Annotated in this window: 23 protein-coding genes and 1 pseudogene; 9 read left to right on the top strand and 15 right to left on the bottom strand. The window is 61.3% G+C overall.

Going from position 1 to position 26597, the window contains the following annotated elements; translation table 11 throughout:
• Window positions 1–25 precede the first annotated feature (25 nt).
• From trpS to mutS, 4 genes are all read right to left on the bottom strand, one after another.
• A complete protein-coding gene (gene trpS / locus AC1DX3_RS07655) occupies window positions 26–1018 on the bottom strand; it encodes a tryptophan--tRNA ligase (protein WP_476988659.1) in 993 nt (330 codons plus the stop codon).
• A gap of 12 nt (window positions 1019–1030) precedes the next feature.
• The gene (murJ, locus tag AC1DX3_RS07650; RefSeq protein ID WP_476988658.1) at window positions 1031–2698 is read right to left on the bottom strand and encodes a murein biosynthesis integral membrane protein MurJ; all 1668 of its coding nucleotides are present in this window, start codon (window positions 2696–2698) and stop codon (window positions 1031–1033) included.
• A gap of 84 nt (window positions 2699–2782) precedes the next feature.
• Window positions 2783–5608: a [protein-PII] uridylyltransferase gene (locus tag AC1DX3_RS07645; protein WP_476988657.1), complete on the bottom strand. Its 2826-nt coding sequence runs from the start codon at window positions 5606–5608 to the stop codon at window positions 2783–2785.
• Between the two features lie 14 nt (window positions 5609–5622).
• Complete coding sequence (mutS, locus tag AC1DX3_RS07640; protein ID WP_476988656.1) at window positions 5623–8328, bottom strand: DNA mismatch repair protein MutS; 2706 nt, start codon at window positions 8326–8328, stop codon at window positions 5623–5625.
• Window positions 8329–8548: 220 nt separating this feature from the next.
• On the opposite strand from mutS, the gene AC1DX3_RS07635 reads away from it, so the two are divergent.
• Complete coding sequence (locus AC1DX3_RS07635) at window positions 8549–10831, top strand: NADP-dependent malic enzyme (protein WP_476988655.1); 2283 nt, start codon at window positions 8549–8551, stop codon at window positions 10829–10831.
• A gap of 133 nt (window positions 10832–10964) precedes the next feature.
• Here AC1DX3_RS07635 and AC1DX3_RS07630 read toward each other — a convergent pair whose 3' ends face one another.
• From AC1DX3_RS07630 to AC1DX3_RS07600, 7 genes and pseudogenes are all read right to left on the bottom strand, one after another.
• Window positions 10965–12689: an AmpG family muropeptide MFS transporter gene (locus AC1DX3_RS07630; protein ID WP_476988654.1), complete on the bottom strand. Its 1725-nt coding sequence runs from the start codon at window positions 12687–12689 to the stop codon at window positions 10965–10967.
• A 407-nt stretch (window positions 12690–13096) separates the two neighbouring features.
• The gene (locus tag AC1DX3_RS07625) at window positions 13097–14617 is read right to left on the bottom strand and encodes a response regulator (RefSeq protein ID WP_476988653.1); all 1521 of its coding nucleotides are present in this window, start codon (window positions 14615–14617) and stop codon (window positions 13097–13099) included.
• 92 nt (window positions 14618–14709) lie between these two features.
• Complete coding sequence (locus tag AC1DX3_RS07620) at window positions 14710–15171, bottom strand: hypothetical protein (RefSeq protein ID WP_476988652.1); 462 nt, start codon at window positions 15169–15171, stop codon at window positions 14710–14712.
• A gap of 3 nt (window positions 15172–15174) precedes the next feature.
• Entirely contained in the window at window positions 15175–15522 is a 348-nt protein-coding gene (locus tag AC1DX3_RS07615) for a hypothetical protein (RefSeq protein WP_476988651.1), read from the bottom strand.
• Window positions 15523–15715: 193 nt separating this feature from the next.
• Entirely contained in the window at window positions 15716–15943 is a 228-nt protein-coding gene (locus tag AC1DX3_RS07610) for a hypothetical protein (protein WP_476988967.1), read from the bottom strand.
• Window positions 15944–16064: 121 nt separating this feature from the next.
• Window positions 16065–16271 (bottom strand): annotated as a pseudogene (locus tag AC1DX3_RS07605) (response regulator transcription factor); the annotation flags it as partial.
• Window positions 16272–16398: 127 nt separating this feature from the next.
• Window positions 16399–16899 carry a FixH family protein gene (locus AC1DX3_RS07600; RefSeq protein ID WP_476988650.1) on the bottom strand — a complete coding sequence of 167 codons (501 nt, stop codon included), beginning with the start codon at window positions 16897–16899 and terminating at the stop codon, window positions 16399–16401.
• Window positions 16900–17174: 275 nt separating this feature from the next.
• On the opposite strand from AC1DX3_RS07600, the gene AC1DX3_RS07595 reads away from it, so the two are divergent.
• The 5 genes from AC1DX3_RS07595 (at window position 17175) to AC1DX3_RS07575 (ending at window position 21076) form a co-directional block, all read left to right on the top strand.
• Window positions 17175–18719, top strand: coding sequence for a PAS domain S-box protein (locus AC1DX3_RS07595; protein ID WP_476988649.1), 1545 nt, complete (start codon window positions 17175–17177; stop codon window positions 18717–18719).
• On the top strand, window positions 18716–19330 hold the full coding sequence (fixJ, locus tag AC1DX3_RS07590) for a response regulator FixJ (RefSeq protein ID WP_476988648.1): 615 nt from the start codon (window positions 18716–18718) through the stop codon (window positions 19328–19330). The genes AC1DX3_RS07595 and fixJ overlap by 4 nt, the downstream gene beginning before the upstream one ends.
• Window positions 19331–19389: 59 nt before the next feature.
• Window positions 19390–19770, top strand: a complete 381-nt coding sequence (locus AC1DX3_RS07585) for a hypothetical protein (protein ID WP_476988647.1) — start codon at window positions 19390–19392, stop codon at window positions 19768–19770.
• A gap of 97 nt (window positions 19771–19867) precedes the next feature.
• The gene (locus AC1DX3_RS07580) at window positions 19868–20521 is read left to right on the top strand and encodes a helix-turn-helix domain-containing protein (protein WP_476988646.1); all 654 of its coding nucleotides are present in this window, start codon (window positions 19868–19870) and stop codon (window positions 20519–20521) included.
• Window positions 20522–20614: 93 nt separating this feature from the next.
• The gene (locus AC1DX3_RS07575; RefSeq protein ID WP_476988645.1) at window positions 20615–21076 is read left to right on the top strand and encodes an NUDIX hydrolase; all 462 of its coding nucleotides are present in this window, start codon (window positions 20615–20617) and stop codon (window positions 21074–21076) included.
• On the opposite strand, the gene AC1DX3_RS07570 is transcribed toward AC1DX3_RS07575, so the two are convergent.
• The 3 genes from AC1DX3_RS07570 to mepK form a co-directional block, all read right to left on the bottom strand.
• A complete protein-coding gene (locus AC1DX3_RS07570) occupies window positions 21073–21627 on the bottom strand; it encodes a L,D-transpeptidase (protein ID WP_476988958.1) in 555 nt (184 codons plus the stop codon). The genes AC1DX3_RS07575 and AC1DX3_RS07570 overlap by 4 nt on opposite strands.
• Window positions 21628–22002, bottom strand: coding sequence for a LysM peptidoglycan-binding domain-containing protein (locus tag AC1DX3_RS07565; RefSeq protein ID WP_476988644.1), 375 nt, complete (start codon window positions 22000–22002; stop codon window positions 21628–21630). It lies immediately after the preceding gene.
• A 70-nt stretch (window positions 22003–22072) separates the two neighbouring features.
• A complete protein-coding gene (gene mepK, locus AC1DX3_RS07560; protein WP_476988643.1) occupies window positions 22073–22633 on the bottom strand; it encodes a peptidoglycan L,D-endopeptidase MepK in 561 nt (186 codons plus the stop codon).
• 137 nt (window positions 22634–22770) lie between these two features.
• On the opposite strand from mepK, the gene AC1DX3_RS07555 reads away from it, so the two are divergent.
• The 3 genes from AC1DX3_RS07555 to AC1DX3_RS07545 all read left to right on the top strand — a co-directional run bounded on the left by AC1DX3_RS07555 (window position 22771) and on the right by AC1DX3_RS07545 (window position 25433).
• Entirely contained in the window at window positions 22771–23739 is a 969-nt protein-coding gene (locus AC1DX3_RS07555; protein ID WP_476988642.1) for a bifunctional enoyl-CoA hydratase/phosphate acetyltransferase, read from the top strand.
• On the top strand, window positions 23736–24875 hold the full coding sequence (locus AC1DX3_RS07550; RefSeq protein WP_476988641.1) for an acetate/propionate family kinase: 1140 nt from the start codon (window positions 23736–23738) through the stop codon (window positions 24873–24875). The genes AC1DX3_RS07555 and AC1DX3_RS07550 overlap by 4 nt, the downstream gene beginning before the upstream one ends.
• 105 nt (window positions 24876–24980) lie before the next feature.
• The gene (locus tag AC1DX3_RS07545) at window positions 24981–25433 is read left to right on the top strand and encodes a phasin family protein (RefSeq protein WP_476988640.1); all 453 of its coding nucleotides are present in this window, start codon (window positions 24981–24983) and stop codon (window positions 25431–25433) included.
• A gap of 190 nt (window positions 25434–25623) precedes the next feature.
• Here AC1DX3_RS07545 and AC1DX3_RS07540 read toward each other — a convergent pair whose 3' ends face one another.
• Window positions 25624–26508 (bottom strand): universal stress protein, encoded by an 885-nt coding sequence (locus tag AC1DX3_RS07540; RefSeq protein WP_476988639.1) that lies wholly within the window; start codon window positions 26506–26508, stop codon window positions 25624–25626.
• Window positions 26509–26597: the final 89 nt, after the last annotated feature.

Raw genomic sequence — 26597 nt, 5'->3', positions numbered from 1 at the left:
TAAGGTTCGCAGAGACTGGCTCCGTTTAGCCCCACAAACCGACGATCTTTTTGACTTCCTTGACGATCGGTTCAGCCACCGCACCGGCGCGTTCGGCTCCGGCATCGAGGATGGAATCGATCTGCGCCTTGTCGGCCAGAAGATCGCGCAAACGTTGCGACACCGGCGCCATCTTTTCGACCACGACCTCGGCCAGGGCCGGCTTGAACGTACCGAAGCCCTTGCCGCCGAAATTGTCCAAGACCTGCTGGGCGCTCATGTCCATAAGCGTGGCATAGATCCCGACCAGGTTTTCGGCCTCGGCCCGGCCCTTCAGGGCCTCGGTGTTGTCGGGCAGCACCTCGGCATCCGATTTGGCCTTCTTGATCTTGGACGCGATAGTGTCGGCATCGTCCGTCAGATTGATGCGCGAATTGTCCGACGGGTCGGATTTCGACATCTTGGCCGTGCCGTCACGCAAGGACATGATGCGCGCGCCCGGGCCCTGGTACAGGGTTTCAGGCAGGGGGAAATAGTCGACGCCGAAGTCATGGTTGAACTTCTTGGCGCAATCGCGGGTCAGCTCCAGGTGCTGGCGCTGATCTTCACCGACCGGCACGTGGGTCGCCTTATAGGTCAGGATATCGGCGGCCTGCAGCACGGGATAGGTGTAGAGCCCGACGCTGGCGCGCTCCTTGTCCTTGCCGGCCTTGTCCTTGAACTGGGTCATGCGGTCCAACCAGCCGAGACGGGCGACGCAGTTCATGATCCAGGCCAGCTCGGCATGGGCGCGCACCGACGATTGCGCAAACACCGCGGCCTTGTTCGGGTCGACGCCGGACGCCAGGTAACATGCGGCGATTTCACGGGTCTGATCGCGCAGCTTGGCCGGGTCTTGCCAGACGGTGATGGCATGCAGGTCGACGACGCAATAGAAGCACTCGGCTTCGTCCTGCAATTTGGCGAACTTCTTCAGTGCGCCGAGATAGTTGCCGAGGTGAAGCGCGCCCGAAGGCTGCACACCGGAGAGTACCCGCATGGTTTTCATCTGTTATTTACGGCGCCGCAGCACCGCCTTCAGTTCGGAGGGGCGGAAGGCCCCGGTCGCAAAGAGAAGGGCGATATAGAGGAAAACGCCGGCAAGACAAACCCCCACCACAGCGATTTCCTTCGTGCCGATTGCCTTGTGACCCAAAATCGTCACGGCGTGGACGCCGTTGTGTAGGGGCAAGGTCAGGCCGATCACGCCTTCGATGGCGGGTCGGATATAGGAGGCATAGGCGCAAAAGCCCGCCATGGCGGCCGCGGCCACTAACACCAGCAACAGCCGGCGGAAAGCCTGGCCGCCCAGGATCCAGAACTTGCGCCGGGCCAGGGTGACGATCATCAGCAGGGCATTGACCCAGGCGGCGGTCGAAGTGCCGATGGCCAGGCCCTGGACGCCGATCAGGTGGAACATGGTCAGGCCGACACCGAGATTGACGATGACCGAGACGACAGCGAACTTCATCGGCCCGAACGTGTCCTTGCGGGCGAAGAAGGCGGGATTGAGAATCCGCGTCAGCACGAAGGCCGGCACGCCCCAACCATAGTGGAACAATAAATGCCCGACCTGGGTCGCGTCGTCGGGCAGGAACTGGCCGCGCGTATAGACGCCATCAACCAGGAAAAACGGCATGGAGACCAGGGCGACCGCCGCCGGCAGGGCAAACACCATCGAAAACACGAAGGCCTGGTCCATCGTATTCTGGGCATGCTCGTGATCCTCGGCATGGATGGCGCGCGACAGGGCCGGCAGCAGGGCGGTGCCGATGGCGACACCGATCAGGCCCAGCGGCAATTGATAAAACCGGTCCGCAATGCTCATCCACATGGTGGCGCCGTTGATCGCCGCGGTGAAGGATTGCGAGACGAAGACATTGACCTGGGTGGCGGCGGCGGCCAGGGCGCCGGGCACGGCCAGCAGCAGCAGGCTGTTGATCTGCTTGGAAAACACCGGAATGATCGACAGGCGGACATGGGCGCCGGTCTTGTTGGCGCCCCACAGCAGCAGGATGGCCTGCAAGACGCCGGCGATAATGGTGCCGACCGAGCCCCACAGGGCCGAGCTGAACGGATCGTGGGTTGGCAATACGCAGGCCAGGGTGACGGCATTCAACAGAATCGGCACGCCGGCCGACAACATGAACTTGCCGCGCGCGTTCAAGACGCCCGACAGGTGGGCGACGATCGCCATGCACGGCAGGTAGGGCATGGTGATCTGGGTAAAGATGATCGTCCATTTCATCTTTTCCGGATCGGCCGCGAAATCGGCCTTCCACAAATACATCAGCCACGGCATGGCGAATTCACAAGCCAGCGTGAACACAACGGTCACGAAGACCAGGGTTGCCATGGCGTCATGGGCCATCTTGTCGGCGGCGTCCTTGCCCTCGCGCTCCAGCGCGGCGGAATAGGATGGCACAAAGGCTGAGGAGAAGGCGCCCTCGGCGAAGATGCGGCGAAACAGGTTGGGGAACTGCTGGGCCGTGGCATAGGCATCGGCCATGATATTGTGGCTGGCGCCAAGATAGGCGGCCAGGACCAGATCGCGCGCGAAGCCGGCGAAGCGGCTGATCAGGGTAAAGGCGGCATTGATCAGCGAATTGCGCATCAAGCCCGTCGATTTTTGGACGGGCGTGGCGGCGGGCGGCGCCTCAGGCGCAGGCGTATCTGACACAGGGGTACTCGGCTGGAGGTTCATCACCCGTTTAAGCCCACGTCGCGTTTCTCGCAAGCGCTTATGGGTTAACGGGGAGGGCCTCTACCGCGCTAAACTGGCCTTGGCGCGGCTCAGGTTCGACTTCTGCGGCGGCGTGCCCTGGTCGAGTACCGCCAGCAGCGACTTTTTCAGGCCGAGTTTCTGGCCGGCGCCCAGCTGCGCCTTGCGGAAATGGTCGGTGACATAGAAAGCGTCGACGGCGCGTTCGCCGTAGCAATCGACGTGGGCCGAGGCGATATCGAGTCGCGCCTTGGCCATGATCTCGACGATGTCGGCCAGGAGACCCGGCCGGTCGCGGGCCGAGACCTCGACGATCGTGACATTGGCATTGCTGTCGTCATCGAAGGATACGGTCGGGGCGATGGCGAAGGCCGCCGTCCGCCCGGCCATCGGCGAGCGCCAGGTCAGGGGTTGCGGCAACTGACCCTTGGCGGCGGCTTCGAGGGCGGTTTCGGCGTTCGTGCGGCGGCCTGTGTCGTCGTGGGCGAACGGAAGACCTTGCGAATCCTGAACATAGAAGACGTCGAAAGCCCGGCCCGTACTGGAGGTAAAGACCTGGGCGCCGACGACATTGGCGCCGAGATTGGCGAAGGCGCGCGACAGGTCGGCAAACAGGCCGGGGCGGTCGACGGCCGAAATACAAAAGGCGGTGGCGTTGCGCGCCGCATCGATACGTGCCTTGACCGCAGGCGCGTCATCGCTGGCGCTCCACACCAGGGCGGCGTGCTGCTTAATGTCGTCCGGGGTAAAGGAGAACAGGTAGGACTCGTCCATAGTCTTCAGCCAGTCGGCCATGGCCGGATCGTTGGCGCTGAGTTCCTCGCGACGGGTATCGGCACGATCGTGCATTTCCTGGCGTACACGCTCGATGGCGTCGCTGCCGCGGCCACCGCGGAAGGCGCTTTCGGTGGCGGCGACAAGGTCGCGCATCAGCTGACCCTTCCAGGCGTTCCACACACCCGGCCCGACGGCGCGGATATCGGCGACCGTGAGAATCAAAAGCTGGCGCAGACGCTCGGGTGTTTCGACGATGTGCGCAAACGAGGCCACGGTTTCGGCGTCGGAGACATCGCGCTTTTGCGCGTAGTCGGACAACACCAGGTGGTGGCGGACCAGCCAGGCGACCTGATCGACCTTCCACGGCTCGACGCCCAGACGTTCGCACGCCTTGCGCGCCGCGATTTCGCCGCCGATCTCCTGGCCCAGCTCATTGCCCTTGCCGGTGTCGTGCAACAGCATGGCCAGATACAGACTCTCCTTGTCGACCAGCTGCGGCATAATGGTGCTGGCCAGGGGGTGCTCGTCCTTGTAGCGGCCGGTTTCGATGCCATGGATGATATCGATGGCGCGCAGCGTATGCTCGTCAACCGTATAGGCGTGGTACATGTTGAACTGGGTCTGCGCCACGATCCGGCCGAATTCGGGAATGAAGCGGCCGAGCAAACCGGTCTCCGACATCATCGACAGGGTCTTGTACGGATTCTTGCCGCGGACCAGCAGGTCTAGAAACAGTTGCGCCGCCTCGCGGTTGCGGCGCAGGGACGGGGTCACCAGTTTCAGGTTGCGCGCGATGGCTGTGAAGGCGTCGGGATGCAGGTCGAGTTCCAGGCGGTCGGCCATTTTGAACAGCATGAACATCGCCACCGGTGACTTCTGGAAGATGTCCGGGCTATTGACGCTGAGACGGCCGCCGGTGACGACGAAGCCTGGGTGGTCGGCCTTGGTCAGGTTCATCAAACCCGACTGGATCATGTTGGACAGCCGCATCAAGGGCTTGGCCTGTTGCTCCTCCAGCTTGGTGCAGAAGGTGCGGGTGAGCGCGCCGACCTCTTTCGTCGTGACGAAATAGCGACGCATGAAGCGTTCGACATTGGGTTCGCCGAAGCGATCGACAAAGCCCATGCGGCGGGCGATTTCGGGTTGCAGATCGAAGCCCAGCCGGTCCTCGCCACGGCGGGCCGTGACGTGGATCAGTATGCGGACCTTCCACAGGAAATCGAAGGCGCGCATGAAGATGGCGCGTTCCTTGTCGGTCAGGATAGTGTCCAAAACGGCATCGCCCTTTTTGCTGCCGCCGGCCAGATATTTGGCGATCCAGAACAGGGTATGCAGGTCGCGCAGGCCGCCCTTGCCTTCCTTGACATTGGGCTCGACGACATAGCGCGTCGTGCCGGCCTTCATGTGGCGGGCGTCGCGTTCTTCCAGCTTGGCGGCGACGAATTCGAAGGCGCCGGACTTTAGCCCTTCGCTTTGCATCTTGTCTTCGAGGTTCTTCGCCAGACCGGCGTCGCCGGCGATGCGGCGGCTTTCCAGCACGGCCGTCATGATGGTGTGGTCGCCCCTGGCATATTTCAGCGTTTCGTCGACCGTGCGCGAGGCGTGGCCGACCTTCAAACCGAGATCCCACAGGGTATAGAGGATGAACTCGATGACCGATTCTGAGTGCGAGGTTTCCTTGTAGGTGCGCAGGAACAGCAGGTCGAGATCAGAATAGGGTGCCAGTTCGCCTCGGCCGTAACCGCCGACGGCCATCAGCGACAGGCGTTCGCCTTCCGTCGGATTGCGGGCACGGTAAACGTGGGTCAGCGTAAAGTCCCACAGGGCCGAAACGATTTCGTCGGCGGCCTTGGCCAGGGCACGGGCGGTGTTGTGGCCGCCATGGTGTTCGTCGACACGGCTCAATATGCCGTCGCGGCTGAGGTCCCAGGCTTCCTTGAGAATTTTCACGGCGCGGCGGCGCAGGTCGGACGTGTCGCCATTCGACTCTTCCGATGCCGCGGTCAGTGCCTGGCGCAGGCGCGCACCGTCGATGCGGTAAGCCGGTAAAAGCGGGTTGGTCACAGTCAACATGGCGTCGGGGTCACTCACTTTACGAATGCTGATTATGTAAGCAATTTACGTAAATTATAAATGACTTCCAGAGCTTCTTTTGGGCTTAAATCGTCCGGATTGATCGCTTTCAGGGCGGTTTCCAGTTTGGACGGGGTGAGCGTGCGGCTTTCCGGAGCGCGGCTATGTGAGAACAGCGGCAGATCGTCGAGGCGCAGCTTGGTCTGGTTGTCCTCCTCCAGCCGTTCCAGGATGTCGCGGGCCCGGGCGACGACACCTCCCGGCATGCCGGCCAGACGGGCCACCTGGACGCCATAGGACCGGTCGGCCGAGCCCTTGCGCGCCTCATGCAGGAAGATCAGCTCACCATTGTGTTCACGCGCCGTCAGCGACAGGTTGTTGACGTGGCTGAGGCGCCCTTCCAGCTTGGACAGCTCGTGATAATGGGTGGCGAACAAGGTGCGGGCATGCAGCCGGTCGTGCAGGTGCTCGGCGCACGCCCAGGCGATGGCCAGGCCGTCATAGGTCGCCGTGCCGCGGCCGATTTCATCGAGGATGATGAAGGATTTGTCGGTCGCCTGGGACAGGATGGCGGCCGTTTCGACCATCTCCATCATGAAGGTCGAACGGCCCTGAGCCAGGTCGTCGCCGGCGCCGACGCGGCTGAACAAACGGTCGACGACACCCAAACGCATCGAACGCGCCGGCACGAACAGGCCCGCCTGGGCCATGATGATGAGCAGGGCGTTCTGGCGCAGGAAGGTCGATTTACCGGCCATGTTCGGGCCGGTGACCAGGGACAGGCGGGCGGCTTCGGCGCCGCTGGCGTCCAGTTCAACATCGTTGGGCGTGAACGGCTGGCCCTGAGCCTTCAAAGCCGCGGCGACGACCGGATGGCGTCCACGGCAGATTTCGACATAGGTGGATTCGTCCACCACAGGGCGCGCTGCGTCATTGTCCTCGGCATAACAGGCATTGGCGCAGGCGACATCGAGTGCGCAGATAGCGTCGTGGGCCGCCTGGATATCCGGCGCCAAAATCCGCACCTCTTCCCGCAGTGTGTCGAAAATCTCCATTTCCATGGCGAGCGCCTGACTGGCGGCGCGCTGGATACGGGCATCGAGATCGATCAGCTCGGTGGTGACGAAACGCACCTGATTGGCCAGGGATTGGCGGTGGATGAACTGCTTGTCCGTATCCTGGGCCTGAAGCTGCTCGGCCAGTTTCTGGTTGAGCTCGATGAAATAGCCCAGGACATTGTTGAACTTGATGCGGACGGCGATGCCGGTTTCACTCGCCAGGCGCTGTTCCAGGGCCAGGATGACCTGGCGGCTATCGTCGCGCAGGGCGCGGGCATCGTCAAGGTCGGCATGGCAGCCGGTCTTGATGAAACCGCCGTCTTTCAGCGACAGGGGCGGTTCTTCCACCAGGGCCTGTTCCAGCCGGCGGCGCAGGGCATCGATCGGGGGAGTGGGCACCAGGGCGTCGACAATGGCGTCGATCTCGGCCGGGGTCGGCAAGGTCTCCGGCAGGTCGATTGCGCGGCTATGGACGGCGTCATTGAGCGCCGCGGCTATGGTTTCGCCGATATTGAGGGCATTGAGAATAATGCCCAGGTCGCGCGGGCCGCCGCGGTTAAGGCTGAGGCGCGACAACGCGCGCGCCTGGTCGCTCAAGGACCGCATGAGGCTGCGCAGTTGGTCGCGCAGGTCGCGGCGAGGCAGCAACCAGGCGACCGTATCGAGCCTTTGATTGATGTCGTCGGGATGGAACAAGGGCCGCGACAGGCGTGTCAGCAAAAGCCGGCTGCCGCCCGAGGTGACGGTCTGGTCGATGACCGAGACCAGGCTGCCCTCGCGTTTGCCCTGTTGCGTGCGGTCAATTTCCAGCGAATTGCGCGTGGCGGCGTCGATGCTGAGGAAATTGTGCGAAATGACGCGCACCGGCGGCTTCAGCACCGGGCGCTTGCCGGCCTGGGTCAGGTCGATATAGGCGGCTAGCAGACCTAGCGCCGAGACCTCGGCCGGGCTGAACTGGCCGAAACCGTCAAGCGTTTGGACGCCATAGAGCTTGAGTAAGCGCGCTTCGCCCGACGTCGGGTCGCTGAGCGAGGCCGATTGCGGCTGGATGACGCCGCCATATTGCTTAAGAACGGCGTATAGGTTTTCGTCCTGGAGGATGCGGTCGGAGACCAGGCTTTCGGACGGCCGCAGCGCCGACAATTGCGCGCCCAACTGGTCGGGCTCGATCTCCAGGCATTCGACATCGCCGGTCGATAGCTCGACGGCGGCCAGGGCCATGACACCGCCGCGTTGCGACACCGCGATCAGACGGTTGGCGCCGCGTTCTTCCAACAGGGTGTCTTCGGTCAGGGTGCCTGGCGTGACGACACGGGTGATGCCGCGTTTGACGACGGCCTTGTAGCCGCGTTTCTTGGCTTCGGCCGGGTCTTCCAGCTGGTCGCAGACGGCGACGCGAAAGCCCAGGCGGATCAGTTTGGCGATATAGGCGTCGGCGGCATGGGCGGGCACGCCGGCCAGGGGGATGTCTTTACCCTGAAAGGTGCCGCGTTTGGTCAGGGCGAGCGACAGGGCTTGCGAAGCGGTGACCGCGTCCTCGAAAAAGATTTCGTAGAAGTCGCCCATGCGGAACAGCAGCAGGGCGTCGGGATACTGCGCCTTAAGCTGGATATATTGCGCCATGACGGGCGTGGCGCCTTCGATGTCGGGTTCCGGGGTCAAATCGGTCTGGGCATTCATGGCGCCGGAGGTTAACGAGTCTTAACGTCCGTGAGAAGGGCCGGCTGCTACAAAAGTGTGCAGAAAGCGTCTTCAAAGCCACCCTCACGTCAAGTTTTGCCCTTACATGGCGAAAAGACACGATTTGTCATGATTCTTGGCTTTATAAGGCTTTGAGATTGTTCTAATCGGTTTGTCCAACATAACTATAAAATAGCCACACAGACGCTTAACGGAAATTATGACCACCGAAAAACAGACCTTCAGCGACGACGAAGCGCTGGCGCTCCACCAATTCCCGCAGCCGGGCAAGATTGCCTTGATGCCGACCAAGCCGATGGCGACCCAGCGCGACCTCGCTTTGGCCTATTCGCCGGGCGTTGCCGTACCGGTGCGCCGCATCCACGAGAACCCTGACGCGGCCTACGATTATACCGCCAAGGGCAATATGGTCGCCGTCATCACCAATGGCACGGCCATCCTGGGGCTCGGCAATCTCGGCGCCCTGGCGTCGAAGCCGGTCATGGAGGGCAAGGCCGTCCTGTTCAAGCGTTTCGGCGATATCGATAGTTTCGATATCGAGGTTGCGACCCAGGATCCGGACGAATTCATCACGGTGGTCAAGAATATCACTGGCGCTTTCGGCGGCATCAATCTCGAAGACATCAAAAGCCCTGAGTGCTTCATCATCGAGTCGGCCCTGCAAGACATGGCCGATATCCCGGTCTTCCACGACGACCAGCATGGTACGGCGATCATCGCCGCCGCCGGCTTGATCAATGCCTTGGAAATCACCGGCAAGCGCATGGAAGAGGTCAAGGTCGTGCTGTGCGGCGCCGGCGCCGCCGGTCTGTCGTCGCTTAGCCTGATCAAATCGCTTGGCGTCAAGCACGAAAACACCACGGTCGTCGACATCCACGGCGTCGTCTATGAAGGCCGTAAGATCGACATGGACCAGTGGAAGTCGGTCCACGCCACGCGCACCAACAAGCGCACCCTGGCCGAAGCCATGGTCGGCGCCGACGTCTTTTTGGGCTTGTCGGCCAAAGGCGTTTTGACCTCCGAGATGGTCGCCACCATGGCCGCCAAGCCAATCATCTTCGCCATGGCCAATCCCGACCCGGAGATCACGCCCGAAGACGTGGCCAAGGTCCGCAACGACGCCATCGTCGCCACCGGCCGGTCGGATTACCCCAACCAGGTCAACAATGTCCTGGGCTTCCCCTACATCTTCCGTGGCGCGTTGGACGTCCGCGCACGTCGCGTCAATCACGAAATGAAGCTGGCCGCGGCGCGGGCCCTGGCCAACCTGGCGCGCGAAGACGTTCCGGACGAAGTGGCGGCCGCCTATCAGGGCCGGCATCTGAAGTTCGGACCCGATTACATCATTCCGTCGCCTTTCGATCCGCGTTTGATCTGGTACGTGCCGCCGTTCGTCGCCCAGGCGGCGATGGACACCGGTGTGGCGCGCAAGCCGATCGACGATATGGATGCCTATCGCAAGCGTCTGGAGCAACGCCTCGATCCGTCGGCGGGCTTCCTGCAAACCATCTATACCTCGGTCAAGTCGCGGCCTCCGAAGCGTATTGTCTTTGCCGAAGGCGAGGATGTCTCCGTCATTCGCGCGGCGCATGCCTTCAAGCTGCAGGGTTTGGGCACACCGATCCTATGCGGCCGGGAAAACCTGGTCGAAGCCAATATGCGCGCTGCCGGCATCGATCCGAAGGAGGAGGGCATCGAGATCATCAATGCCCGTCTGTCACATCGTAACGCGGCCTATAGCCAGCTCTTGTATTCGCGCTTGGCGCGTCAGGGCTTCCTGAAGCGCGACGTCGATCGTTTGATCAACCAGGACCGCAACTCGTTCGCGGCCGCCATGGTGGCGTCGGGTCATGCCGACGGCATGGTGACGGGTGTGACGCGCTCGTTCGACCAGGCTTTGGACGACGTCTTGCGCGTTGTCGATCCGGCGCCGGGCGGGCGGATCATGGGCATGACGATCGTTCTGGCCAAGGGCAAGACGATCTTCGTCGCCGATACGACCGTGGCGGAAATGCCGACTCCGGAAGAGCTGGGCGATATCGCCATCGAAGCCGCCATGGCGGTGCGCAGCATGGGTCATACGCCGCGGGTGGCGTTCATGAGCTATTCCACCTTTGGCAATCCGTCGGGTGAACGTTCGGATCGAGTCAAGCAGGCGGTGAGCTTGCTGGAGCAGCGCGCGGTCGATTTCGAGTTCGAGGGCGACATGCCGCCGGACGTGGCTTTGGATCCGGCCTTGTGGGCCAATTATCCATTCCAGCGTTTGACGGCGCCGGCCAATGTCCTGATCATGCCGGCGATTCAGTCGGCGTCGATTTCGACCAAGATGATCGAAGCCCTGGGAGGCGCCACCGTGGTTGGGCCTCTGTTGCTTGGCCTGTCGCGTCCGGTGCAGATTTGTCAGTTGTCGGATTCGGTGTCGAAGATCCTGACCATGGCGACGTTCGCGGCTTATGATATTCGGGCGGCGGCGAAGGCGTAACGCTGTCGCGTTTTGGGGTGTGGGGCCCGAGGCCCCACGTCTTCTCTTAACGAACAAAAAAGGCGACCCTCGCAAGGGGGATCGCCTTTTTTGTTTATCAGGAAAGGCGAGGGGTCAGGACCCCTCGACCCCATTACGCGACAGCGTTAACCGGCTCCTTCCGGCGCACCACCAGCCACACCGCCATGACGATCGCCACAAACCCGATCACCACCGTATAGGCAAAGAAGGCGAAGTAACCCGCGCCCATGGCCTGCACGCTGACCCCCAGCTTTTGCGACGCCGTGACATAGGCGTCGGGCGTCAAATGACCCATCAAACTCTTGAAAATACTAGAAAAGCCGCCAGCATCCGCCGCCTTGGCCGAGGCTTCGACAATGCGCCCGGACTGAGAGCCGACCACCTTGCCCAAGACCGCATAAAGGCTTGAGAAGATGGCGTATTGCGAGGCCGTATATTGCGGCGATACCAGGGTCGACATATAGGCGATCAAGACCGTCCCCTGGATCGAGGCGGCGATATTGTCCATGGCCAGGGCTAGCGCTAAAGCCGGCAAACTGTGGCCCGACATGGCGAGGATACAAAAGCCGACATGGCTGAACGGCCCGACGACCGCTCCGATGATCAAGGAGGTGCGGATACCAACCCGTGCCATGAGGAAGCCGGAGATAACGACCCCGATCATGGTCATGATTGTGCCGAAAATCTTGCGCATCTCGCCCACCGCGTCGAGCGAAAAGCCGAGATCTATATAGTAGGCATTGGCGATGTTGAGCGTGAATTCGCTGACACGATAGACGCAGATCAGCGCGAAGATAAAGAACGCCCAGTCATGATAACGTTCAAAGAAATCAGCCATCGGCGCGATAAAGGCACCCTTGAAATAGGCGCCCGGTCGCGTCGGCCACGGCAAGGGCATGCAGGCCACGATCAGCAGGCCCAAGCCGCCGATAACAAACGGCACCTGCAACAGCCAGCCCGTTGTCTTCGAGGCGAAAAAGTCGGCGAAAGCCTTTTGTTGCGCGGCACTTTCACCCAGAAAGCCCAAAATGCCATTGATCATGTCGGGTTTGCCGGTCAGGCCGGAGCCGATGATAACGCCAGCCACAACAATGAGAAGACCGCGTCCCACCCATTCAAGAACCTCGGGTACCGGCCGCACCGGCAGACCTTCGTAATGGATCTCGCGCGGTTCATGCGGACGGCCACGAGGCGCCAGCCAAACGGCGATCCAGCCGATGGCGATCATTGCGGCCATAATGGCGTAGGCTGCCGGCCAGCCGATACGTGTCGCCAGTACCAATGGGATGATGCCGGAAATGAGGAAGGCGGTGCGATAACCCCATTGATAGGCCGCCGTCATAACCCCCAGTTCTTCCTTGCTATCGGCCGCTTCAATCCGCCAGGCATCCAGGACGATATCGTGCGTAGCGCCGAAAAAGCCGGTCAGGGTGGCAAACACGGCCATTTGGATCAATTGGGTTTTCGGGTCTGTGGCGGCGATGGCCAACAAGCTGACGGCGATCAGGACCTGCAAGACGATCATCCAACTGCGGCGGTGGCCCAGCTTTTTTGTCAGGAACGGCAGGTCGAGCCGGTCGATCAACGGAGCCCACATGAATTTCAGCGTGTAGGAAAAACTGACCAGGATGAAGAAGCCGATGACCTGCAAGGACAGGCCGTCGACGCGCAGCCAGGCATTGAGGGTATCGCCGATGAGCAGGAAGGGCAGGCCGGTGGCGTAACCGAGCGCCAACATCAGCAAGGCCTTTGGCTTGGTATAGGCCATGAAAGCTTCGAGCGTAGAGCCTTTCGGCTTGTCGGCTGTTTCGGCCAGCGCCTTGTCCTTATCCGCCATCTTCGTCTCCCTGCTGCGACAGGCGGACGGTAAGTGGCTTTGCGCGCTTCGTCCAGACGCTTTGCGTTCGGGATAAGCCGGACTCACCTATGTCGCTGGGTGGAAGGGACTTAAGAAGGTAAGGTTGAAAACAGATAAGAAGGGATAAGAGGGCGATAAGAGGGCGATAAGAGGGCCGCTACCGCGTCCCCGCTGTGGCATGGCCGGTGGTTTGATCGACGCGAAGCGTCAGGCGGCAAACATTTCGATAGCGACGCTATGCGTCAGAATAAGGTTAGTCAGCAACCGCGTCAGGGACGCGGTAGCGGCCCTCTTATCGCCTTCTTATCCCTTCTTATCTGTGTTCAAACCTTCCTTCTTTCTGCCCTCGTAATAGCCCGTGGTATCAAGAAGGGCCAACGGCCGTTTTAGGCTGTTTTGACCTTGGGCTGTTCGCCGGTCCAGGTTTGCAGGCGATGCTTCAACGCCACCAGCTCGATCGGCTTGGTTAGGAAGTCGTTCATTCCGGCCTGGAGGCAGGCGCGCCGGTCTTCCTCATAGGCATTGGCGGTGAGCGCAATAATCGGCGTTTTGATGCCGAGCAGACGAACCTCACGCGTGGCGCCCAAACCGTCAAGGCCCGGCAGACCCAGGTCCATGAAGATGATGTCGAACTGCCGGTTCTTGAGGATGTCGATGGCTTCTTCACCCGAGGCCGCGCGTTCGACGCGGCAGCCTTCGCGCTGTAGCAGGATCTGGGCCAGCAAGGCATTGACGGGATTGTCCTCGACCAGCAGCACGACCTTGTCCGGCGCCGATTCGCGGACGATGCGTTCGTCGTCATTGTGTGATTTCGCCGGTGTGTCGTGATGACGATCGTGCAAAGCCTCGAGGCGTTCGAACAAGGAGGCGCGCCGCAAGGGCTTGATCAGATAGCCGGCCCAACCCTGTTCGCGCCACTGGTCGATTTCGTCGCGCTCTTCGGCGGACAGCAGGATCAGGCTTTTCGTTGTTGGCGCCGGCGCCGGACCGGCCAGGGCCGCCCGATCGCACAGGACGATGGCCTTGCGATCGCGGCAGTCGTCGAGCTGGCGAACCTGGCAGAGGCGGCAATCGCAGGCGGCAAGATGACTTTTCGCCGAAGCGGCCAGAATGTCGTTGTCGCTGACCAGGGTGACGATCTGCGGATGGTGGGGCCACGGGCGCTGCGTACGCAAGCCATAGGCGGCGCGGAAGGCGACGGTGAAGGTCGAGCCCGTGCCCATTTCGCTGTCGAGCTCGAGCGTGCCGTCCATGGCTTCAACCAGCTTCTTGACCACGACCAGGCCGAGACCGGCGCCGCCGTAACGGGTGGCGTGGGTCGGGTCGACCTGACCGTATTCCTCGAAGATGCGTTCGCGCGCTTCGGGTGGGATGCCGGGGCCGGAATCGCGCACACTGAAGCGAATCTGGCCGTCGGACGACAGGCCGACATGGATCAGCACGCCGCCCTTGACGGTGAACTTGATGGCATTGCCGGCGAGATTGAACAGGATCTGGCGCAGCCGGCCTTCATCGGCCTCGATATGATCCAGTTGCGGGTCGAGGCTCCAGGCGATTTCGATGCCATTGGCATGGGCGCGCGGCGATAACAGCTCGGCGACGCTTTGCAGCAGGGGCTCAAGATAGACCTGGCCGATTTCCAGCTCGATGCGGCCGGCGTCGATGCGGGCATAGTCGAGCAGGTCGTTGACCAGGGTCAGCAGGTGCTCGCCGGACTCGCGCGCCGTGGCGATATAGGAGTTCTGATCGGGGCTTAGCGGCGTTCGCGACAGCAGGGACAGCATGCCCATGACGCCGTTGAGTGGTGTACGGATTTCGTGGCTCATCAGGCGGAAAAAGTCTTCGCGCGCCTTCAATCGTTCTTCCGGGCTTTGACCGTCGGAATTATCGCCGTTCTGAATCGTCATGTCTGTGCCGCACTCATCTTCTGATGCGGTAAGCCTACGACAAAATGGTTAGATCGCCCTTAAGCGCGACGACGATACCGGTGGATATGTTCTTAGGCTTCGGCGGTCACGCGGTCCGCCTTGACTTGGCCGCGTCTCAACATGCGTTGGTAACCGAGAATGCCGCAGGCCAGGCAGATCAGCAGAGCCCAGCCGCCCCACAGGCCGACCGCGGTGGCGTAGCCGTAGATGCCGAAATTGGCGATGTTATGGATGAAATGAGAAAAGACGGCATTGAGTTGGCAGGCCGCCGCGAAAAACACCCAGATGCGTCGTGACACGACCGCCAGGACGAGAAACAGGGCAAGTGCGACGATATCGATTACCGTAACGATCGCGCCCGGTCCGCCGCCATTCGGCAGGTGGAATATGACGGTCAATATCCAGCCGATGGAAATAATTGCGGCGCCCCAGCGCTCCACCGGTCCGCCGCGCCAAAAGGCCCAGATACAGCAGATGATGGCGGCCAGGTTGCCGCCCCACACCCACAATATCCAAACCCATTGGAGCAACATCCGTTACGCGGCCTCTTGCGGTTCCTCGACGACGTTGATGTAATGGCCGGTCGGCCGCGGTTTCCCGTCGTCCACTCCCACCATCACGGTCCGGCAGCCGATCTGCGTCTTCACCTCATCGAGAGACTTGTGCAGATCGACGGCTACGCGTCTTGCCTTCGACAAACGCTTATACAAAACGGCGATGCCGTCAATGGCATCCTGTCCGACCGTCGCCGACAGACGCGAGTCCATCCGCATGCGTCCGAGCATTTGCCCCAAGGCCGCCACTTCGCAGAGCGCCGTCTCGATGGCGTTTTCAGCCATCAGCAATTGCTCTGTGCCCTGGCGCACCATTTGTGTTCTTTGCATTCCAAAATCCCCTAGCCTGGCCTATTCGGCCTGTCGCCCCGCCAAACCGGCAATGGCTACCGGGTTTGGCCTGTTAAATTTTGAATAGCCTGGATCGTCGTTGCCGTGCCTGCCATTAACGCCACTACCAGGAAAGTCAGGATAGCCGCGATCAAGAGGACAGCGCCGATGCATTGCAAAACGGTCAGGCTCATCAGCCATCGCGTGAACCCGCTCCATCGTCCGTCAACCAGGCGGTCGCCGCGACCATGGTGAAGACGGCCTTCTCCGGCCCCATGGTCTTTTCGAGCGTCTGAAGGGTTTGCAGTGTCTCCTCGATCTTGGCGTGCTTGCTCGGGAGAGCCAGCATCCGCCACGCGGTTTCGAGATCGGACCACCGCATCAGGAGGAATTGTTCGTTCGGAAGATAGGACTTGTTCATGCCCCAACCCTGTCAGACAATCGATATCATTGCCTATTCCCCTTGGCGGGGGTCCTCCTTCGCGGGGGAGGGGCAGAGAGGGAAGCCCCTGCGATTCATGAGCCGCCAGGACGCGTGCGGCCTCGCGGCTGGTCGCAACGCCGAGGCGCCGGCGCGCTGTCTCCGTATGCGCCTTGACCGTGTTTTCGCTGATATTGAGGACGCGGGCGACCTCCTTGGCCTGGAGATGTTGAGCCACCAGGCGGAGAATCTCTCTCTGACGCGGCGACAAGGCGTCGACTCCTGTAGCAGTTTCCTCCAAAATGATGTCCCTCGTTGCAGCGTCCACGCGATCCGATGGATCTGTCCAAGGTCAACCTAGCAGCGATTTGGCATTTCATCAAAGATTCGACTCACACGCCACGTTCGTTTGCGCAGGCATATTCTCAGATCCGTCGCCGCGCCTGTAGCGAAGTCTATTCGACCTCGACCGTGGTGACGGTGTCGTAACGCCGGTCAAGCTGGGTAGCCGTAACATACACGCTCCACGACCCCTTGGCCGGCAGAGGTGCCGGCGCTGAGTAGCGGCCCCTGCCCTGGTAGCGGAGATCGAAGACGCGGGTAAGGTCGGGCCGGTCACGATAAACGAACGAGGCCGTAACCTGGGCATGTTCAACGGGAGCATGACGACCGTCGCGCAGTCCTATCCTGATTTCGCCGTTGAGGTATTTTATCCTGGACACCCAACCGAGAACCTCCTGAGGCACTGCCCTGTATGTACCCTTGTCATAGCCTTGATCACCGGCAAATTTCGACGCAGCCTCCTCATAGGGCCGCGCGTGCGCCACGGCCGCGAAGCCGGTCCATGCCGACACAGCGGCCAGGCAAGATGCCGAAGCCAGCCCCAGACAAACAGCGCCCCTGATCCATAATTTGGGAGATGCCTTCGAGTATTCGGGTGCTAATTTCTTGTCCATGGCAGACGTCTTTTCCAAGGCAGATGTCACATCAGCGGAACCAGACGATGGAACGCCGCGATAACGCCAATATAACTTTGAAGGGCGTGACGTCCCTTGATCTCAATCAAAGCCGTGTCCAATATCCGCGACACCAATGACCCTTTCGGAAACCTTGACGATAATCCTGTCGCGACTGGATGTTGAATTTGACATTAAACCGAAAATAGCGGCGACTGGCTTTTGCCGAAATAGCTTGGGATGGCAGACGATACCGGACTGACTGGGGCGATCGCGTGAAGGATATATTCGATACCTTGCGGCAACGCCGGGGACATTTCTACGACGGCGTACTGGGGGGCAAGTACGCCGGCTGGCCGTCCTATGCCTTCGCCATTGTCTGCAGCCTGCTTGTTTTCGGCATTCGCGAAGATCTCGGCCCGGTTGTCGGCGGACGGTTAGCTTTCGCCATTACGGTCCTGGCCATTTTCGCCAGTTCCATCCTCGGCGGATTGTGGCCCGGCCTGTTGGCCGCCGGGCTGACCATGTGTGTCGCCTTGATCACCAGACAGGGTCCCGGCGGTTTCGGCGAAATCGCCAGTCTGATCATTGTTTATGTCGTTACCGGCGGCCTTATGTCCTGGATGGGCGAAGTGATCCATCGTTCGCGTCATCGGCAAATTATCGCGGAGGAAAAACTCGACCGGCGCGAAGAGCAGATTCGCTCGATCTTGCAGACGGCGCCGGATGCCGCCATCGTTATCGACGAAGCCGGCCGCATGATTTCCTTCAACGCCGCTGCCGAACGTCAGTTCGGTTATACGGAAGACGAGGTTCGCGGCCAAAACATCAAGATGCTGATGCCGCAGCCCTATCAGGGCGAACACGATGCCTACCTACACCGCTACATGCAAACTGGTGAGAAACGCATCATCGGCAAGGGCCGCGTCGTCGCCGCGCAGCGGCGCGACGGATCCACCTTTCCCATACTGCTGTCGGTCGGCGAAATTCGTTCGGGAGACAAGCTCTATTTTACGGGGTTTATCCGCGACCTGACCGAACGCGCCGACGCCGAAGCACGGCTGGAACAGCTGCATAGCGAATTGGCGCGCCTGTCGCGGGTCAATGAACTGGGGGAGATGGCCTCGACCCTGGCCCACGAACTCAACCAGCCTCTGTCGGCGATCGCCAACTATGTTCAGGGCTGCGTGCGCATGTTGCGCGATTCCGTCGACGAGCCCGGTCCCACTATACGGTCGGCGCTTGAGGAAACCGCGAAGCAGTCCTTGCGGGCGGGCAAGATCATCCACCACCTGCGCGAATCGGCAACCCATGGTACGACTGAGATGAAGCGCGAAAGCCTGCGCTCGGTTATCGAAGAGGCCGCTGCCCTGGCGCTCACCGGCTGGCGTGAAAAAGGGATCAAGGCCATATTCGATTACCGTACGGAAAAGGATGCTGTTTTCATCGATCGCGTCCAGATCCAGCAAGTGCTGATCAACCTAATGCGTAACGCCGGCGAAGCCATGAGCGGTTCCGCCGTGCGTGAGCTTACCTTGTCCATCGTGACGGCGGAAGAAGGCATGATTGCCGTGGAGATCGCCGATACGGGGCCCGGCATCGGTGACGAGGTGGCGCAACAGCTGTTCCAACCCTTCGTCAGCAGCAAGCCGGGTGGCATGGGTATCGGCCTCGCCATCTCCAAGCGCATCATCGAGGCCCACGAAGGTCAGATCGGCGTCAGCCGCAACAACCGGGGCGGGGCGACCTTCCGCTTCACATTGCCTCCGGCGGAAGATAGAATCGCGGACGAAGCAACCGCAAACGAGGAAAGCGCGTGAGCACGGATCGCATCATTCACGTCGTTGACGACGAGGCCCCCGTCCGGGCATCCCTGGCTTTCCTGCTGATGACGGCGGGCTTCGCCGTACGCGCCCATGACGGCGGACCGTCTTTTCTTGCTACCTTGTCCGATCCCGCCAATGCCTGCCTGATCACGGACCTCAGAATGCCGGAGATGAACGGCGTCGAACTGATCGAAGCGGTGACGGCGCGCGGATGGAAAATTCCGGCCATCGTCGTTACCGGGCACGGCGACGTGCCGATGGCGGTAGCGGCGATGAAGGCCGGGGCCAGCGATTTTATCGAAAAGCCGTTTGCCGACGACGTTATCATCGAGGCCATTCATCGCGCCTGTGCGCAGGAAAAGGCTCAGGCCGAGCAGGGCGCGGATACGGCGCAAATTCGCGACCGTCTCACGCAACTGACCGCTCGCGAGCGCGAAATTATGGCCAGTATCGTCGCCGGCCTGCCCAACAAGACCATCGCCTACGACCTGCAAATCAGTCCGCGCACGGTCGAAGTCCATCGCGCCAGCGTGATGAATAAGATGCAGGCCAAGAGTCTGCCGGAACTGGTGCGTATGACACTGTCCGTCGATTTCCAGAGCTGATCCGCAGCCTATTGATCGACGTCAATTCCTTGGGCGCCATTATCGTCTAAATCCAGTACATGCCCGGTTTCAATTCATCATCCGCTGTCCTGGTTATCGCTCCCGATGCCGATTTGAGGCATTCGCTTGCCTTCATGCTGTCCGCGGAGGGTTTCTCTGTCGAGACCGGTAATAGCTGGCCGCCGGAAAGCATCTTCGGCCAGCCGAAAGCCGTCGTCATTGACCACGGTGCACTCAGCAAGGGATTCGTCGACGACGGGCGGCTCACAGCCCTGCGTGACAAGGCCATTATTCTGATCGGCCGCGACGGCCGAACGCCGCCTTTGCCCGAGGCCACGATCGTGCGCAAACCCTTGCTCGACGGAGCGCTTGTCACCGCCCTGCGCAACGCCCTGAGCGTGCAAAATCCGGCGGCCAATAATAACGATCATGCATTGTAGCCGTTCGTATACGTAGAATCCCTTAGGGATAAGACCGAATACCGACTTCGCATTTTTTGCGTCATCACTGTCTCACCGCTGATTAACGGAGAGTTCCATGTTCGACGCCATGCCTTCCACCATCCCCGCCGCCCGCCATCCAGCCGCGCCCGCCGTGGTCAGCCGTCTCGACCATTTGCTCAGTGGTCCGATGCTGACCTTCAATCCCGGAGCAGAGATATATGCCGAAGGTGACAAGTCGGGAGCCCTTTATCAAGTCGCTTTCGGTGTCGTTCGTATCTACCGTCTCCTGGCCGACGGTCGTCGTCAGATTTGCGCCTTCCAGATGCCCGGCGAAATTTTCGGCTTCGAAGCCGGCGCCGAGCGCCATTTCTTCGCCGATGCCGTCAGCCTGACCGGCCTACGCGTTCTGCATCCCGGCAGCGAGGCCGAACTGTCGCACGAACTTTTCAAACTGGCCCTCAACTCCCTCAGCCGCGCCCATGACCACCTGCTCACGGTCGGCCGCAATGACGCCGCCGGGCGGGTCGCCGCCTTCCTGATCGAAATGGCCGGCCGCCAGAATTCGCGCGACGACGACGTCATCGACTTGCCGATGTCGCGGGCCGACATTGCCGACTATCTCGGCCTGACCATCGAGACCGTATCGCGCGTTCTGACCAAGCTTAAGGATGCCCGCATCATTCGCATGGCGACGTCGCGCCATCTCGATGTTCTGCGCTGGGATGCCCTTGAAGACATGATGGCCTGATTGCCTCACCTGAACCTTGGCAGAAGTTAACATTACACGGTAGGCCGGGCCCGCGGCATTGACCCCGGTCAAATCGATGATCATCTTCCGCCTATGACGAAGTTAAGTGCCGGCATATTGCTGTACGAAAGGGGTGATCAAGAACTGCGCGTCCTGCTCATCCATCCGGGTGGTCCGTACTGGGCCAAGCGAGATCTCGGCGCCTGGTCCATACCGAAAGGGGAATATGAACCGGGAGAAGTTGCCGAAGACGCCGCGCGGCGTGAACTAGCCGAAGAGACCGGCCTTGTGCTGCAAACCAGCTTCCATGAACTCGGCGAGGCCCGTCAGCCTTCAGGCAAACGGATCACCGCCTTTGCGGCGGAGGCGCAGTTCGATATCGCCAACCTTCGCAGTAACCTGTTCGAAATGGAATGGCCGCCGCACTCGGGCCGCACTCAAAGATTCCCCGAGGTCGATCGGGCGGGCTGGTTTTCGTTGGCGGAGGCACGACGCCGGATCTTACCTGGTCAGGCCGTGTTCCTCGACAGGGTCGAAGCGCTTATGACCGGCTAATGCCCGCCGACTGGCATCAGCGGCCGAACGCCAATGACGACAGGAATGCCGTCGTGGCGTTGGAGGGCGGCGTTCGCTGTGACCCAATCGATGGTGACACCCTGCGCTTCGACATTGTGCAGGATGAGTTCGGCTTCGCTCAAGATCTCGTCTGCCGGTTTGCGATTGCCGGCCAGAGCGCGCGCCTGGCTCTGGGTCGGCGTTACCTCGAGATAGAGCTTGTCGTCGGAGGACCAACCGAGCTTGACCGGGGTATCGACTACGGTCACGGATGTGCCCACCTCCACCATGCTGAACAAGACCGCAACGTCTTCAGGATACATGCGCATGCAGCCGTGGCTGGCCGGTTTGCCGATGCTGCTGGGTTGGGTGGTGCCGTGAATCAGATATCCCGGCCAACCGAGACTGAGCGCGAACTGACCCAGGGGATTGTTCGGTCCCGCTGGGACGACGGCTGGCAGGCGCGGGTCTTCGGCGCGGATATTGGGCGGAGGCGTCCAGGTCGGATTTTTGCGCTTCAGCACAACGTTGGTAGTGCCGGTAGGTGTCAGCTAGCCTTCGCGGCCAATACTGATCGGAAAGGTTGTAATACTGCCATCCACATTATAATAAAACAGGCGCAGTTCGGCGAGATTGATGACGATCCCGCTATGCGGCGCGTCAGGCAGGACGTGGATCTGGGGAATTGTCAGGATATCGCCGGCCGCGGGCTTCGACATCGCCGGATTGGCGGCCAGGAGTTCGACGGCGCCAATATCGAAATGGCGGGCAATCGAGGCGACGGTATCGCCTTTTTCGACGACATAGGTTTGCGCTGCCCCCACCAGATCGCCATCGGGTGTAGCCGCGACGGCGTCGAGGGCGCCGAAAAAAGCGGTACAGATGATGATAAACAGGGCGAGAAAGCGGTATTTTGCGGTGTACATACCCCCGCTATTAGGCGCCGCGCACCGGACTGTAATTGATACGCGTCAAATCGGCGCGATCAGGCTCCGATCAACCCCAGTGACGTACTCGCCCGGTATCGACATGAATGAAATCCGAAGCCGGATAATAGCCAACCCCGCCCATCTTCAGGCTGAGCGCAGCATCGTGCAATTGCGCCAGATCCTTGCCGGGGAGGCTGATGTCCAGGGCCCGGCCTTCCATGTGCAGGCTATGTTTAGCGACACCGTCGGAATGGTCGTGCAGCATGGCGTTGGTGACCGGCGAGCGATAGCCGCAAATAACATTGAAGGCACCGGGTGCCTCCACCCGCGCCTGCAAGGTGTGTAACTGATCGAAGACGCCGGGGTCGATATCGCGGACCTCGCCCGTGCGCCAATCGCGCAGGAAGTGGTTGAGCGCTGCCAGGGCATCGGGTTGGTAACGGCCGTTGTCGAAATAGGCCAGGTTGATCTTTTCGCCGGTATGCATGTGGTAAAACGCAAGTTGCCGGGCGGTTTCACCAGCGCTGGCGCGGGCAATGAGCGGATGGAAGGCAAAGGGAGTAGCAGCGCAGGCCGCAATGCCGGCATGAAGTCCGGAATGAAGGAATGAGCGACGCGACAGGATCATGGCATTACCCATAACATGCATGTGGTCTTTTGTGGAGATGGAGTGCGTCATATTCACGCGGGTTTGATCACGCTCAATTTCACCACGCGCGAAATGGCTAATGGTAGCGGCCTTGCTTCACTCCATTCAGGCTAATCATGACCGTCGACGATGCCAATTTGCGCGAAAACGATCATTACAGCGCCATTATGCGTGGCGCGAAGGACCTGCCGCCGATCCGTGTCGCTGTGGTCCACCCTGTCGATATCCGCGCACTCCGGGCGGCCATCGATGCCGCTGAACAAGGGCTGATCGAACCGGTCCTGGTTGGTCCTAAACAGCGTATCTTGCAAGCCGGAGCGGTTTGTGCGGCGCAGGGCGGCGGCGACATTTCGGCCTGGGAAATAATCGACACCGAACATAGCCATGCGGCGGCCGAAAAGGCCGTGGAACTGGCCGCCGCTGGCAAGGTCGATGCCCTGATGAAGGGCGCGCTCCATTCGGACGAGTTGTTGCACGCCATTGTGGCACGGGATTCGGGTCTGTGCACCGAGCGCCGTATCAGCCATGCCTACGTGCTGGACGTACCTTCCTATCACAAGCCGCTGATCATCACGGACGCGGCGGTCAATATCGCGCCTGATCTGGCGACCAAGGCCGACATCTGCCGCAACGCCATTCACCTGTGGCACAGCCTGTTCGGCAACGACCGCCAACCCAAGGTGGCGATCCTGTCGGCCGTGGAAACGGTAATGCCGGGCATGCCCTCGACGATCGATGCCGCGGCCCTGTGCAAGATGGCCGAACGCGGCCAGATTGTAGACGCCATTCTCGACGGTCCCCTGGCCTACGACAATATCGTCAACCGCCAGGCCGCGTTGGACAAGGGCATTGTCTCCGACGTTGCCGGCGACGCCGATATCATCGTCGTGCCCAATATCGAGACCGGCAACGCGCTGGCCAAGCAACTGATCTATCTCGGCAATGCCAATGCGGCGGGCATCGTCCTCGGCGCGCGCGTCCCGGTCATTTTGACCAGCCGCGCCGACTCTCTGCGCACCCGGCTATTGTCCTGTGTCGCGGCGCTCTACCTTGTTCAGGCGCGCAAGCACGGACATGTCAAATGACCGGCGACGCTCTCCTCACCCTCAATGCCGGCTCCTCCAGCCTCAAATTCCGCCTGTTCGGCTTGACGCCGGGCCTGCCCTTTCTTCTTGGCGGCGAGGTCAGCGGTATTGGCGGCGGCGCCCTTTTCGAAACCCATCGCGCTGACGGCGCCTGCACTCAGAGCCGCAAACTGGCGGCGGACACCGGCTTCGACACCGCCCTGGAGGAGGTCCTCGCCTGGCTCGACGGCCAGGACGAGCGCTGGCGGATGGCGGCGGCGGCACACCGGATCGTCCACGGCGGCCCGGACCATGATCGCGCCATCGAACTCGACGCACAGGTCATGGACTATCTGAGGAGCCTGATCCCTTTGGCGCCGTTGCATCAGCCGCACAGTCTGGCCGGTATCGAGACCCTGTGGCGCCGATATCCCGGCCTGCGGCAGTACGGTTGTTTCGACACGGCCTTCCATGCCCGTCATGAGCCCTTGGTCACGGCCTTTGCCCTGCCGGCCCACGTTCGCGACATAGGCGTGCGGCGTTACGGCTTTCATGGCTTGTCCTACGCCTGGATCGCCCATTGTGTGGCGTCCGACTTTCCGCATCTGGCCGAGGCCCGGGTCGTGGCGGCGCACCTCGGTAATGGCGCCAGCCTGTGCGCCATGAAGGCCGGCGTCAGCGTCGATACTACCATGGGGATGACGGCGCTCGACGGCCTGCCCATGGGAACGCGTTGCGGTGCGCTCGATCCTGGAGTTATCCCCTATATGCAACAGATCCTGAACCTGACGCCGGAGGAAACCGAGGCCATGCTCTACAACGAATCCGGCCTGAAAGGCTTGTCCGGCATCAGCGGTGACATGCGGGTTTTGCTGGCCAGCGACGATCCGCGCGCCGCCCTTGCCGTCGACCATTTCATTTACAGGACGGCCCAGCAGATCGCCGCCATGGCGGTCAGTCTGGGTGGTATCGACGCCCTGGTCTTCACCGGTGGCATAGGCGAACATGCCGGAACCGTTTGTGATCGGATCGTTGACCGCCTGGGATTCCTGTCGCCATTCGAATCCCACACGATCGCCGCCAATGAGGAGGGCGCCATGGCCTTGGAAGTTGCCGGCCTGCTGACCGTCAGCGCCCGCCAAAAGGTCGCGGAGTGAAGACGGGGCTTTTTCCGCGCCGATATTGATCGCGATCAATTCGCCACTTCCGGGCCGACCTATGATGAGGCCTTGCCGACCGTTTTTTTGCCGAAGGAGATTTCCATGGCTGTCGATACTGTTGCATCCCACGCCGCTAGCGCCCTCCGCGAGAGCGCCGCGCTCAATGAGGGCGCCGAAACGCTGAAAAACGCCACAGATAGTCTCAACCGTGTGACCGGCGAATGCACGGCCATGTGCACCGACACCATGGCGGCCGCCATGGAATCCGGCGCCCGGACATCGCAATTGATGAGCGAGCTCGCCAAGTCCTATATGGAGGTGTGCGGCGCATCGGCGGTGACCATGGCCGAAATCGGCCGCGAATCCTTCACCTGCCGCTCACCCGCCGACATCGTCGCCTTGCAAAAGAAGGCCGTTCAAAGCTTCACCGAGACCTTCGCAGAATCGAACAAGGTTTACGGCCATATTTTCGCGACCTGGTCCAAGGCTTTCGAGCCCCTGGTGGCGCGAGTGGCCGATGGACCGGAACGCCTGTTCAGCGCCATGGCCGATTGACCCTTGCGGGACCTTGTTTTCTGTCCGACGGTTGGTTGCCCCCACCGACTGTCGTCCAGCGACCGGCGTGGCGCCGCCCTTCCTGGCGCCGCGCCGGTATCCTTGTCCGTCATGCCAATTCCGGGCAGGTAACATGAAAGGCCGCTTCCCTCGGGAGGCGGCCTCTTTTTTGCGTTTATGAGGTTTATGATCAGTGAGCCAGCAGCAGCGGGATATGCGTATGTTTGATGACGTAGTTGGTCGCTCCGCCCAGGATCATCTCACCGACATGGCCGGCGCCGTAGGCACCCATCACCAGGACGTCGGCGCCCAGTCGCCCGGCCTGGGTTATCAGGGTTTCACCGACACTGTGGGTATCCCGCGGCAAATCCAGGATCTCTGCTACAATACCGTGGCTGTGCAGGTAGGCGAGGACGTCGGATTGCGATCCGGCGCCAGGCGTGTCCTGCGCTTCTTCGGCGCATAGCAGATAGACCGAACTGGCCTGCTGCATCAGAGGGATGGCGTCCCGCACGGCGCGGCCGGCGGCCAGGCTGCCGTCCCAGGCGAGGACGACCGTCTTGAGCAAGCTCTCGCCATCGGTGTCGCGGCCGGGATGGCGCGGGATCAGCAGGACCGGCCGGCCGCATTGGAACAGGGCGGCCAGGACGGTTTCGAGGTCGCCCAGGGGGTCGTTGTCATAGGCGGTCACGATCAGGTCGACAGTCCGGCCCGCCTGCGGCAGGCAGGATTTGGCGGTACCGATCGCGGTGCGGAACTGAGCATGCAGTAATGGGAGATCGGCCGCGCCTTCAAAATGCAGTGGAATGCCGTGGTGCGTGGCGACATCGGCGGCATAGGCTTGGGCCGCGACGGTCAGATCGCGTGCCGCCTTTTCGAGGACAGAGACCTTGGCGTCGCCGGCGGGGACCGAGAGGCCATATTGGGTAATTGCGTCATAGAAGATCGGCGGCGCCGCCACATGCAGGATGCGAAGCGTGGCACCGTGCGCCCGTGTCAAGGCGAAGGCCGTGTGCAGGGCGCCCAGTTCGTCGGCCTCGCCGCCGAACAGGCATTGCAAAGTCTTGATCGCCATGGTCTTGCTCCCTTTGTCCGATGACAGATGGCGACAATGACACTGGCTGACGCCGGGGCATTGACCGCGATCAAATCGCCCTGGTGCGG

The sequence above is a fragment of the Asticcacaulis sp. P2_B1 genome (assembly GCF_056404915.1).
The sequence above is the reverse complement of the archived record's forward strand: the minus strand, read 5'-3'. Positions and strand labels throughout refer to the sequence as shown.